Annotated in this window: 10 protein-coding genes; 5 read left to right on the top strand and 5 right to left on the bottom strand. The window is 73.4% G+C overall.

All coding sequences use genetic code 11. From position 1 onward, the window contains the following. The first annotated feature begins 94 nt into the window (after nucleotides 1-94). From G3I42_RS29005 to G3I42_RS28995, 3 genes are all read left to right on the top strand, one after another. Nucleotides 95-814, top strand: coding sequence for an alpha/beta hydrolase (locus G3I42_RS29005; protein WP_164290721.1), 720 nt, complete (start codon nucleotides 95-97; stop codon nucleotides 812-814). A gap of 31 nt (nucleotides 815-845) precedes the next feature. Then, nucleotides 846-1,412, top strand: a complete 567-nt coding sequence (gene ssuE, locus G3I42_RS29000) for an NADPH-dependent FMN reductase (RefSeq protein WP_164290720.1) — start codon at nucleotides 846-848, stop codon at nucleotides 1,410-1,412. 255 nt (nucleotides 1,413-1,667) lie between these two features. Further along, on the top strand, nucleotides 1,668-2,684 hold the full coding sequence (locus tag G3I42_RS28995) for a trypsin-like serine protease (RefSeq protein WP_239096749.1): 1,017 nt from the start codon (nucleotides 1,668-1,670) through the stop codon (nucleotides 2,682-2,684). Nucleotides 2,685-2,738: 54 nt separating this feature from the next. Here the strand turns inward: G3I42_RS28995 and G3I42_RS28990 are convergent, their stop codons facing one another. From G3I42_RS28990 to G3I42_RS28975, 4 genes are all read right to left on the bottom strand, one after another. Next, nucleotides 2,739-4,322, bottom strand: coding sequence for an alkaline phosphatase D family protein (locus G3I42_RS28990; protein ID WP_164290723.1), 1,584 nt, complete (start codon nucleotides 4,320-4,322; stop codon nucleotides 2,739-2,741). Between the two features lie 174 nt (nucleotides 4,323-4,496). Further along, a complete protein-coding gene (locus G3I42_RS28985) occupies nucleotides 4,497-5,081 on the bottom strand; it encodes a hypothetical protein (RefSeq protein WP_164290719.1) in 585 nt (194 codons plus the stop codon). Nucleotides 5,082-5,114: 33 nt separating this feature from the next. After that, nucleotides 5,115-6,023: a zinc metalloprotease HtpX gene (gene htpX / locus G3I42_RS28980; RefSeq protein ID WP_164290718.1), complete on the bottom strand. Its 909-nt coding sequence runs from the start codon at nucleotides 6,021-6,023 to the stop codon at nucleotides 5,115-5,117. 164 nt (nucleotides 6,024-6,187) lie between these two features. Beyond that, nucleotides 6,188-6,421, bottom strand: coding sequence for a hypothetical protein (locus tag G3I42_RS28975; RefSeq protein ID WP_164290717.1), 234 nt, complete (start codon nucleotides 6,419-6,421; stop codon nucleotides 6,188-6,190). Nucleotides 6,422-6,662: 241 nt separating this feature from the next. On the opposite strand from G3I42_RS28975, the gene G3I42_RS28970 reads away from it, so the two are divergent. Beyond that, on the top strand, nucleotides 6,663-8,585 hold the full coding sequence (locus tag G3I42_RS28970) for a glycosyl hydrolase family 28-related protein (RefSeq protein ID WP_164290716.1): 1,923 nt from the start codon (nucleotides 6,663-6,665) through the stop codon (nucleotides 8,583-8,585). A 148-nt stretch (nucleotides 8,586-8,733) separates the two neighbouring features. Here the strand turns inward: G3I42_RS28970 and G3I42_RS28965 are convergent, their stop codons facing one another. Beyond that, the gene (locus G3I42_RS28965) at nucleotides 8,734-9,591 is read right to left on the bottom strand and encodes an alpha/beta hydrolase (RefSeq protein WP_164290715.1); all 858 of its coding nucleotides are present in this window, start codon (nucleotides 9,589-9,591) and stop codon (nucleotides 8,734-8,736) included. Nucleotides 9,592-9,651: 60 nt separating this feature from the next. Here G3I42_RS28965 and G3I42_RS28960 point away from each other — a divergent pair, with 60 nt between their 5' ends. Beyond that, nucleotides 9,652-10,464: a helix-turn-helix domain-containing protein gene (locus G3I42_RS28960; protein WP_239096748.1), complete on the top strand. Its 813-nt coding sequence runs from the start codon at nucleotides 9,652-9,654 to the stop codon at nucleotides 10,462-10,464. The last annotated feature ends 253 nt before the right edge of the window (nucleotides 10,465-10,717 follow it).

Genomic DNA, 10,717 nt, shown 5'->3' with positions numbered 1-10,717 from the left:
CGCGGCACGACGGGCGTGCCCGTACGCCGTCGCGCCGGTCGGCCCCGCTCCCCGCGCACCACCCTCCGGCGCACGCCGTTTCAGGAGTACGCACATGAGCCACCCGATCGACTTCCACGCCCCCGAGGGCCTTCTCACGCGCGGCACCGTCCTCGTCGTGCCCGGGCGCGGCGAGACCCCCGAGACGTACCGGCGCCTCGGCGCCCGGCTCGCCTTCGACGCCTACCGCGTCCGCGTCGTCGAGCCGCCCGGGACGCTCACGTCCCGGCAACTCGCCGACGCGCTCCCCGAGGAGCGTGCCGCCCCCGTCGTCCTCCTCGGTGCCGACGCGGGCGCGGCGGCGCTCGCCGCCCTGTACGCGCACGACGACGCCCCCGCGGCCGACGCCCTGATCCTCGCCGGTCTCCCCGCCCCCGCCCCGCGCGCGGCCGAAGCCGCCACCTGGGACGACGAACTCGGCATCCGCACCGCGTGCCCCACCCACCGGGGCCGGCTCAGCGAGGACACGGGAGTACGGCGCGGCGCGCTCGCCGAGCCCGTACCGCTCGCACTGCTCGCCGCCGCCTACGCCGCCCGCCCCACCGTCCCCACCCTCCTGCTCAGCGGCGAACGGGACCCCCTCGCCGACCACACCGCGCTCGCCGAGCTCGCCGCGTCCCTGGACCGGGCACGCCTCGCCCTCGTCCGCGGCGCCCACCACGATGTCCTCAACGACCTCCAGCACCGCTCCGTCGCCGCCGAAGCCGTCGGCTTCCTGGAGACCCTGCGCGAAGACCTCGTCCCGCGCGTCGCCGTCCAGTCCAGTACGTGGTGACCCGCGCACCCTCCCCACGGAAGGCACCGTCATGGCCCGCATCCTCTCCGTCTCCGGCAGCCCCTCCGCGACCTCGCGTACCGCCCGCCTCCTGCGCCACCTGGACGAGCACCTGCGCGCGCAGGGCCACGAGGTCACGGTCCTCGACGTCCGCACCCTGCCCGCCGGGCCGCTCCTGGCCGCCGAGTTCGGGCACCCGGACCTCGTCCGCGCGACGCGCGCCTTCGCCGAGGCCGATGGCGTCGTCATCGGTACGCCCGTCTACAAGGCGGCGTACTCGGGCCTCCTGAAGACGCTCCTGGACGTCCTCCCGCAGTACGCCCTCGCGGGCAAGACCGTCCTCCCGCTCGCCACGGGCGGCTCCACGGCCCACGTCCTCGCCCTCGACTACGCCCTGCGCCCGGTGCTCACCTCGATGGGCGCGGCGCACGTCGTCCCCGGCTGGTTCGTCGTCGACAAGGACCTCGCGGTCGATCCGGAGGGCACGCTGACGATCGCCCCGGGCACGGCCGAGGCGCTGGCCCAGGTCACGGACACGTTCGCCCGCGCCCTGCACACCGCGTTCCCGGCGCCGCCGGTCGCGGTGCCGGTGGGCTGAGCACGCGGCCGACGGCCCGCCCGCCCGGGTCCACCAGGGGGGCGGGCCGGGCCGACGCCGAGCAATAGTGCCCAACTGCCCCTGTTATTTGGCTTGTTGAAAGCCTGTACAGCAACGCCCCCATCGCCCACGCTGAACTGCGCCGCCTCTGACGACGTCAGCCGGACAACGTTGTCAGGCCGGTGACTCCGCCGCTCGCCGCACGAGACGGGTGGCGGCCCCCCGCAGTCACGCAGGCGAGAAGGGAACAGCCGAATGAGAGCGAGAGCAGCAGGTGGCATCGCCGCCCTGGTCCTGGGAGCGGCCCTCTGGTCCGCCGGTCCCGTGAGCGCCGCCCCCACCGAGGGCGCCCACCGCACGACGATCACCGCTCCGGAGCGCGCGTCGGCGCTGCGGTTCTGGACGGATGCCCGCTTGCGGTCCGCGCGGAACCTCGACGCCCCGGCCGCGGCGACCACTCCGTCCGCCGCCCCCGGCACCACGGGCAGCGCGGGGACCTCGCGAACGGGCGAGGAGGTACGGGTGGCGCCGCTGCCCGCCCCGCCTTCCGCGCCCGCCACGGCCTCCGCACCCGCCCTCGCGGCCTCCGACCCCGCCCCGTGGACCGGCGGCGGCCTGATCTCCACGACGGCGGGCAAGGTCTTCTTCCAGAACGCGAGCGGCGGCACCTTCGCCTGCTCGGCGACCGTGGCCAACGCGGACAACAAGTCGCTGGTCCTCACGGCGGGCCACTGCGTCGTGGACGCGGGCACGGGCGAGGTCTACCGCAACTGGGTCTTCATCCCGGGCTACGCGAACGGCAACCGCCCCTTCGGCACCTTCACCGCCTCGGCCCTCTTCCACCTCGACCAGTACGTGTCGACGGCGGGCAACGCCAACTACGACCTCGCCTTCGCCCGGCTCGCCCCGCTGAACGGCCGCAGCCTCGGTGACACGGTCGGCGCCCAGGGCATCGCCTTCAACTCGGCGACGGGCCGCGAGGTCCACTCCTTCGGCTACGGCGGCTCGGCGGCCGAGGGCAACGGCGAACGGCTCAACCACTGCTCCGGCGTCGAGTACCCGGACGCGGGCCGCGAGGGCTCCACGATGTGGGGCATCGACTGCGTGCAGACCGGTGGTTCGAGCGGCGGCAGCTTCCTCGCCGACTTCGACGCCGCCGGTGGCGGGGGCTACCTCGTGGGCAACATCAGCGTGAGCGCCGGGAGCAGCGAGTACCACCCCGTGCTCGGCAACGAGGCCCTGGACCTGTACCGCCGGGCCGGAGCCGCCTGACCCCCCGCGGGACCATCGGCCGGGCCCCCGTCCGCTTCGGGGGCCCGGCCGGTGTCACGCGACCGGGGCGTCCACCCGCTCCAGCTTCCGGGCTCCCGCGCGCGTCGCGTACGAGCGGGACCAACCGCTCGTCGCCGCGGGGTCCTTGCGGTCGGAGAGGATGTAGTAGTCCATCTGGGCGCGGGCCGCGGTGACGTCGAGGACGCCGTAGCCGTGGGAGTCGAGATCCGCCCAGTGCACGTGCCGGTTCGCCGCGCGCAGCGCCGTCACGGCGACGGGCGACACCGACTGGGGCGGGACGCCGAGGATGTCGTCGATGTTGTCGGAGGTCACCGAGGTGACGACGAACTCCGTGGCCGCGCTCGCCGACAGCGGATACGTGGCGGCGTTGACCGGGACGTCGTTGGCCCACGCGCTGTGGATGTCGCCGGTCAGGAAGACCGCGTCGCGGATGTTCTCCGCGCGCAGGTGGGCGAGGAGTTCGCGGCGGTCGTCGGTGTAGCCGTCCCACTGGTCCGGGTTGATCGCCAGGCCGCCCTCGGGGATGCCCAGCAAGTCGCGCAGGGGGCCGAGGAGTTCGGCGGGAAGGGCGCCGAAGGCGAGCGGGGAGATCATCACCGAGGTGCCGATCAGTTGCCACTGGGCCGACGACGCGCTCAACCCCGCCTTGAGCCAGTCGAGTTGCGCGCGCCCGGTGATCGTGCGCTCCGGGTCGTCGACCGCCCCCGAACCCGTGCCCGCCTGCTGGGAACGGAAGGAGCGCAGATCGAGCATGTGCAGCTCGGCCAGCCCGCCCCAGCCCACCCGCCGGTACACGGTGCCGGCCGTCGAGGGCCGTACCGGCATCCACTCGAAGTACGCCTGCTTCGCCGCCGCGACCCGCGCCGCCCAGTCGCCCTCCGTGCCCGGGGTGTGGTTCTCGGCGCCGCCCGACCAGGCGTCGTTGGCGAACTCGTGGTCGTCCCAGATCGCGACGAAGGGGTGGCGCGCGTGCACCGCCTGGACATCGGGGTCGGTCTTCGTCGTCGCGTGCCGCAGCCGGTAATCGGCGAGCGTCAGCGTCTCGTTGCGGGGGCTGTGAGGCCGTACCGGCTTCTTCGGGTAGGCGCCGCTCGCGTACTCGTAGAGGTAGTCCCCCAGGTGCAGCACCGCGTCGAGATCCGTGCGCGCGGCGAGGTGCCGGTACGCGGCGTAGTAGCCCGCCTCCCAGTTCGCGCAGCTCACGACGCCGAACCGCGCGCCGTCCACGGGCGCGTCCGGCGCGGGGGCGGTCCGGGTGCGGCCCGCGGGCGAGTGCTCGTCGCCGCGCGTGAAGCGGTAGTGGTACGTGGTCGCCGGGCGCAGTCCGCGCACGTCCGCCTTGACGGTGTGGTCCTGCTCGGGGCCCGTGCGGACGGTGCCGTGCGCCACGACGCGGGCGAAGCCGGCGTCCTCGGCCACCTCCCAGTCCACCTCGCCCGCGGTCCCGCGCCCCGAGCCCGGGGTCGCGTCCGGCGTGGGGGTCACGCGGGTCCACAGCAGGACGCCGTCGGGCAGCGGGTCGCCGGAGGCGACACCGTGGAGGAAGAGCGGCGAGGCGGCGCGCGCGGCCGGCGCGAGCGCCCCCGCCAGCACGGCGGAGACGGCGGCGGCCTTCACGACCGTGCGGCGGCGGGGATGCGGAGGGTCGACGGGGGGTCTGAGTGCGTCCTCGTGAGTCGTCACCCGCGCACGGTAGGGCGCGCGGAGCCGTCCGTGACAGGGCCCGTACGGAGGGTTCCCGCACCGTTCAGCCGGGCGTTGCCGCGCGCTCCCCCCGGGGCGCGCCGCCCCTCACAGTCCCGGCGCCCCCCACACCGGGAACCACCGGCTCAGGTCCTCCTCCACCCGCAGGTCCGTGCCGAGCGCGGCGCGGACCTCCAGCTCCAGCTGGTTGTCCCGCCTCTCCCGTTCGCCCGGCAGCGGCGCGAAGGGGTAGAAGCTGCCGCGTTTGTAGAGGTAGACGAGGCCCAGGGGGCGGCCGTGCTCGTCCTGGAAGGCGAGGAGCGAACACAGGAGCTGGGGGCCGAAACCGCCCTCCTCCAGCAGGGTGTTCACCGCGTGCAGGTCGGTCACCAGGCCGCTGAGGCCCTCGGGCGGCTGGGTCGAGAGCAGCCACGTGTAGCCGTACGGGTCACGGCTGAACTCGACGGGGACGCCGCCCCGCTCCGTATCGGCGTCGAGCAGGGCCCGTACGTCGTCCCGCACCCGCGCGAAGGAGGCCCCCTCGGCGGCGGCGAAGCACACCGAGCCGCGCCCCGTGGGCCGAAAACCGGTCGCCGCCTGGAGCGTGAGCGCCGCCGAGGGGACGGCGAAGAGCTGGTCGAGATCGGGGCGGACCGGCTTCGAGCGGCCGAGCAGCGCGTCGAGGAAACCCACGCGACCTCCAGTCGGGAGCGGTGACGGCGCGGCTCAGCGGGAGAGCTGGGCCGAGATGCGGGAGAGCTGGTCCAGGCGCTGCTGGAGCGTCGGGTGCGAGGAGAGCAGACGGCCCAGGCTCTCCTTCGAGGAGAAGGCGGGCACGAAGAAGAAGGCGTTGTACGGCTCCGCCTGGCGCAGGTCCCGCGTCGGGATGCGGGACATCTGCCCGCTCACCTTCGTCAGCGCCGAAGCGAGCGCGGACGGCCGCCCGGTCAGGAGCGCCGCCGCGCGGTCGGCGGACAGCTCGCGGTACCGCGACAGGAGGCGGGTCAGGAGGAAACCGATCGTGTAGACGGCCGCGCTGACCAGCGGGATCAGGAGCAGGGCCACGCCCACGGGATCGTTTCTGTTCCCGCCGCGGGTGAGGCCGCTCCACAGGGCCATCCGGGTGATGAGCCCGGCGAGCACACCGAGGAAGGAGGCGATCGTCATGACGAAGACGTCACGGTGCGCCACGTGCGACATCTCGTGCGCGAGCACACCTTCCAGTTCCTCCGGCTCCAGCCGTCTGAGCAGCCCCGTCGTGACGCACACGAGCGCCGAGCGTTCGTTGCGCCCGGTCGCGAAGGCGTTGGGGACGTCGCTGTCGGCGATCGCGACGCGTGGTTTGCGCAGGTCGGCCAGGGCGCAGATCCGGTCGACGACGCCGTGCAGTTCGGGGGCCTGCTCCGGGCTCACCTCGCGCGCGCCCATGCCGAAGGCGGCGATGCGGTCGCTGAACCAGAACTGCGCCACGAAGAGCGCGCCCACCGCGATGAGGATGAGGGGCCAGGCCCCGCGCAGCACCGCGAGCAGGACGCCCACGAGGACGACGTAGAGCAGACCGATGAGGAACATCGTGGTCACCATGCGCACGGTGAGCCCCTGGTCGGGTGCGTAGCGCGAACGACTGCGGGCCATTCCCGCCTCCCCTCATTGCCTTCCGTCGGCTCCGGCTCGCCGCTGTCCTGCCGCGGCCTCCGGCTTCCGTCTCCTCCATAGTGCCCTTTTCCCTGGCGAACGGGAGTAAACGGATGTTCGGAAAGGGGGGTGCGCCGCGCACGGGGTGGGGCCGGGGCCCTGGGTCAGCCGGCCGCCACGAAGCCCAGCTCGCCGTGGGTGTACGAGCCGTCGAGGTGGCCCTTCGTGATGCCGTACGGACCGCCGATGTTCAGGTAGTCGGCGTTGACGTCCGCGTGGGTGTACTCGGCTGCGCCGGCCACGAAGGACGGGCCCTCGTCGGCGGAGGCCAGGCTCGCACCACCGAGAACGGCGGTGGCGGCGAGGGCGGTGGCGGCGAAGACGGTGCGAAGGCGCATGCAAACTCCTCGTTGAGGTGGGTCGTTCGCACCGAGACTTCCCCTGGTGAACCGTCATATCCCCTCCAGCAACTCGGATTCCATCGAATGGGTCAATGTCCGAACTGTTGACAAGCACATCACATGATTGAAAACTCTTCGTGCCGCAACGCAGGAGATCGACGGAGCAACTCAAAAACATCGCAGACTGCCTGCAAAAAACGGTACGCATCTCTGTCTACCCCCACAGAACAGAGGACTCATGACCCACACGACACCCCGGCCCCCGCACGGCGGACGCCGCCGGGCCAGATGCCTGCTCGCCGCGGTCCCCGTCGCGGCCCTCCTCGTCGGCGGGCTGCTGCCCGCGGGCTCCGCGACGGCCGCCCCACCGGCCGCGACGACCCCGGACCGCGCCGCCGCCCGGGGCGCCCAGGTCCCGTACACCGAGTACGAACTGGAGGACGGCGACTACCAGGGCACCCTGCTCACCGCCGACGCGGAACGGACCTTCGGGCACACCGACTTCGCGACCGAGTCGAGCGGGCGCAGCTCCGTGCGCCTGGAGAAGAGCGGCGACTACGCGGGCTTCACCTCGACCGTGCCCACGAACTCCCTCGTCGTACGCGACTCCATCCCCGACGCCCCCGGCGGCGGCGGGCAGGACGCGACGCTGAGCCTGTACGCGGACGGGCAGTTCGTGCGGAAGGTGGACCTCTCCTCGCGGCACTCCTGGCTGTACGGGAACACCGACGACCCCGAGGGCCTGACGAACACGCCGGGGGGCGACGCGCGCCGGCTCTTCGACGAGAGCCACACGCTGCTCGACAAGAGCTACCCGGCGGGCACCGAGTTCCAGCTCAGGAAGGACGACGGGGACGACGCCGCGTACTACGTCGTGGACCTCGTCGACCTGGAACAGGTCGCCCCGCCCGCCGAGAAGCCCGCCGAGTGCACCTCGATCACCGAGTACGGCGCCGTCCCCGACGACGGCGAGGACGACACCGAGGCACTCCAGGCCGCCGTCACCGCCGACCAGAACGGGGACATCGACTGCGTCTGGATACCGGAGGGCCAGTGGCGCCAGGAGCAGAAGATCCTCACGAAGGACCCCGAGCACCGGGGCGAGTACAACCAGGTCGGCATCCGTGACGTGCGGATCGTCGGCGCGGGCATGTGGTATTCGCAGCTCTACACGCTCACGCAGCCGCAGGACGCGGGCGGCATCAACCACCCGCACGAGGGCAACTTCGGCTTCGACATCGACGACAACACCCAGATCTCCGACCTCGCCATCTTCGGCTCCGGGCGCATCCGGGGCGGCGACGGCAACGCCGAGGGCGGTGTGGGGCTCAACGGCCGCTTCGGCAAGAACACGAAGATCTCGAACGTGTGGATCGAGCACGCCAACGTCGGCGTGTGGGTCGGCCGCGACTACTCCAACATCCCCGAGCTGTGGAACCCCGCGGACGGGCTGGAGTTCAGCGGGATGCGCATCCGCGACACGTACGCGGACGGCATCAACTTCACCAACGGCACCAGCAATTCGAGCGTCACCGACTCCTCGTTCCGCACCACGGGGGACGACTCGCTCGCCGTCTGGGCCAGCCGGTACGTGAAGGACCCGGCCACCGAGGCCGGCCACGACAACACCTTCGCCGGCAACACCGTCCAACTGCCCTGGCGCGCCAACGGCGTGGCGATCTACGGCGGTCACGGCAACAGCGTGGAGAACAACCTCATCTCCGACACGATGAACTACCCGGGCATCATGCTCGCCACCGACCACGACCCGCTGCCCTTCTCCGGCCAGACCCTCGTCTCGGGCAACAGCCTCTACCGCACCGGCGGCGCCTTCTGGGGCGAGGCCCAGGAGTTCGGCGCGATCACGGTCTTCCCCGCGAGCCAGGACATCCCGGGCGTGGTCATTGAAAACACCGACATCCACGACTCCACCTACGACGGCATCCAGTTCAAGAACGGCGGTGGCGCCGTGCCCGGGGCGCGGATCAGCGGCGTGACGATCGAGAAGTCCAACAACGGCTCCGGGATTCTCGCCATGGGCGGGGCCCGCGGCGACGCGAGCCTCACCGACGTGCGCATCAGCGGCTCGCGCGACGGGGACGTCCTCGTCGAACCCGGCTCGCAGTTCACGATCACCGGAGGGCCGCAAACCGCCGAGTGATCCCCGGGGCCGCTCCGCGCGAGCGGCCCCACCGAGACCGGCGCGGGGTTGGTGGACCCCTGCCCGCGCCAAGAACCCGTGCCCCGGGCGGACTTGCCGCCGCCCGGGGCACGGGCCTGCCGGGGGAGCGGAGGGCGGGGGGTGCCGCTCAGGCGCTCCCGGCCCCGAGGGCGAAGTCGTGGAGCAGCAGGCCCGTCGTGGCGGGGTCCTCGTACATCGGCGTGTGGCCGACCCCCGGCAGGACCTCGACGCGGCAGCCGGGGACGGGCCGGTACTCGTCGACGCACGAGGGCGGCCAGCGCTTGTCGGCGCCGCCGAAGAGCACCAGGGACGGCAGGCCGAGCGCGGTGAGGCGGTCGGGGAGCGGTCGCTCGACGAGGTACGCGGTCGAGGCGCGGTCCGTGCCGGTGAGGCCCTGGTACGTCATCCCCTTCACGTCGGCGACGAGCCGGTCCGGGATCTCGACCTCCCGCGTGAAGGCACTGGCCAGCGTGGCGCGGATCATTCCGTCGGTGCGCAGCGCCCACAGCAGGTGGCCGATGCCCGGGGTGGCGAGGAGGCGGGCGGGGAGGCTGTTGCCGAGGAAGGCGTCCATGCTCGGGCCCGTGTCGATCACGCCGAGCCGGGCCACGAGGTCCGGGCGCGTCTCGGCGAGCGCGATCGCGACGCAGCCGCCCGTGGAGTGGCCGACGACGGTCGCCCCGCGGACGCCGAGCCCGTCGAGCCGCGCCGCGACGAGACGGGCCTCCTCGGCCATGCCCCAGTCCGCCCGGCGGGGCTTGGGCGAGGCGCCGTGGCCGAGCAGGTCGAAGCGCAGCACGCGGAGCCCGGTGAGCGCGGGGAGCACGGGGTCCCACCAGGCGACGGAGCCGGCGAGGCCGTGGATCAGGACGAGCGGCGGGGCCGTCGCAGGGGACGCGGAGGACTCGGCCACGTGCAGGACGGGCGTGCGCCCGGCGCCGCCCCTCCGTGGCCCGAGGGACTTGGACGTACTGGTTTCGGTCATGACGTCAGCTTCTTCGTCCGCCGCGAACCCGTATTGGAGGAATGTTCGTACAGTCGGTGCATGGAGGACACGAGCCGGTGGGAGATCGCGCGGGCGCGGGGCCGCGGCGGGGTCGCGATGGCTGGCTTCCGCGTACCCCCGGGCTCCGACGTGGAGTTGCGGGCGCTGCCGCACCCGGCGGTGACGCTCGCCGTGGAATTCGGTGAACGGGCCTTCGAGGTACGGGCGGAGAGCGGCGAGGTGCGCGCCGGAGGGCTCGCGGCCGGGCTCGGGTTCGGCGTGTTCAGGGCGCGGGCCGCGGGGATCGCCGCCGTGCAGGCCCGCCTCTCGCCCGTGCTCGCCCGCTCCGTACTCGGGGTGCCGCTGGGGGAGTTGGGGCGCGGGGTCGTTCCGCTGGACGCGGTGTGGGGGACCGGCGCGGAGCGCTTGCGGGAGCGGCTCGCCGAGGCGGCGGGCTGGCCGGAGCGGTTCGCGCTCGTCGAGGCGGAGGTGACCCGGCGGGCGCTCACCGAGGGCGGAGTCGATCCCGAAGTCGCGTACGTGTGGCGGCGGATCGTCCGGAGCGCGGGCCGGGCGCGCGTCGAGGAGCTGGCCGGGCTGACCGGCTGGAGCAGGCAACGGCTCTGGGCGAGGTTCGGCGCGCAACTCGGCGTCACGCCCAAGCGCGCCGCCATGCTCGTCCGCTTCGACCACGCCGTCCACGGACTCCTGCGCGGCGACAGCCCCGCACGCGTCGCCGCCGAGCACGGCTACGCCGACCAGTCCCACCTCCACCACGACGTCCGCCTCTTCACGAGCACAACACCCGGCCTCGCGGTGCACGAACCGTGGCTCGCGGTGGACGACAGGGCGTGGCCGACGCGGGGGGTGTGACGGCAACGCGCCGGGGGCCGGACGGCGCGCGAAGCGCCGGGCTTGAGCGGCGGTGCGGATGCAGGCGTCGCGCGTCCCTGCGCGTTCACCCCGGCTTCGGCCCGGCGCCACCGTGCGGCCTCTCCCGCGTGCGTGGATGTTCCCGTCCAGACCGCCCCGCCCCGGGAGCCCTCGTGTCCACCGCCACCCCGCCCCGTACCGCCGGAGCCCCCCGTCGCCTCGTCGCCGGCCTCGCCGCCACCGCCGCGCTCGG

The organism is Streptomyces sp. SID11385 (assembly GCF_010548245.1).
Lineage (GTDB): Bacteria > Actinomycetota > Actinomycetes > Streptomycetales > Streptomycetaceae > Streptomyces.
This window is presented reverse-complemented; position numbering and strand designations above follow the sequence as displayed.

What these genes read in the sequence shown, in the direction of transcription:
- G3I42_RS28960 (WP_239096748.1), top strand. Translation starts at nt 9,652, where the DNA reads ATGGAGGACACGAGCCGGTGGGAGATCGCGCGGGCGCGGGGCCGCGGC.
- G3I42_RS28970 (WP_164290716.1), top strand. Translation starts at nt 6,663, where the DNA reads ATGACCCACACGACACCCCGGCCCCCGCACGGCGGACGCCGCCGGGCC.
- ssuE (WP_164290720.1), top strand. Translation starts at nt 846, where the DNA reads ATGGCCCGCATCCTCTCCGTCTCCGGCAGCCCCTCCGCGACCTCGCGT.
- G3I42_RS28995 (WP_239096749.1), top strand. Translation starts at nt 1,668, where the DNA reads ATGAGAGCGAGAGCAGCAGGTGGCATCGCCGCCCTGGTCCTGGGAGCG.
- G3I42_RS28975 (WP_164290717.1), bottom strand. Translation starts at nt 6,421, where the DNA reads ATGCGCCTTCGCACCGTCTTCGCCGCCACCGCCCTCGCCGCCACCGCC.
- htpX (WP_164290718.1), bottom strand. Translation starts at nt 6,023, where the DNA reads ATGGCCCGCAGTCGTTCGCGCTACGCACCCGACCAGGGGCTCACCGTG.
- G3I42_RS28965 (WP_164290715.1), bottom strand. Translation starts at nt 9,591, where the DNA reads ATGACCGAAACCAGTACGTCCAAGTCCCTCGGGCCACGGAGGGGCGGC.
- G3I42_RS29005 (WP_164290721.1), top strand. Translation starts at nt 95, where the DNA reads ATGAGCCACCCGATCGACTTCCACGCCCCCGAGGGCCTTCTCACGCGC.